The sequence below is a fragment of the Peribacillus sp. SIMBA_075 genome (assembly GCF_046534585.1).
The window spans coordinates 1-284 of sequence record NZ_JAWRYN010000419.1 but is presented as its reverse complement, the minus strand read 5'-3'; the positions used below and the strand labels follow the sequence as shown (position 1 = coordinate 284).

Below are 284 nucleotides of genomic sequence, written 5' to 3'. Positions count from 1 at the left end.
AAGCTTTTATATGTTATAGAGCAAAAGGGTATAGAGCCTCGTTGTTATTTTCTTTTACTGCTTTTCAAAAAATTCTTAAGTATAGGTTAGTAAATTCCTCAACCCCAAAAACTTATGAGGAAAAAATTAAAGATTGGGGTAAAATAGTAGCTGAATTATCGAATGAAGATAGAGTAGATCATAAAATAATACAATGTATAAATCAGAACAAACAAGATAATCAAATATTTAATTTGTCTGAAGATATTAGAAATCAATATACTTTTTGGAAAGATAGAAGAAAT

At 26.1% G+C, this 284-nt stretch carries 1 protein-coding gene; it reads left to right on the top strand.

Annotation, left to right across the window (positions count from 1 at the left end; all coding sequences use genetic code 11):
* Positions 1-41: 41 nt before the first annotated feature.
* The coding region (locus tag SB775_RS28840) for a hypothetical protein (protein ID WP_410864620.1) at positions 42-284 on the top strand (243 nt) is incomplete at its 3' end.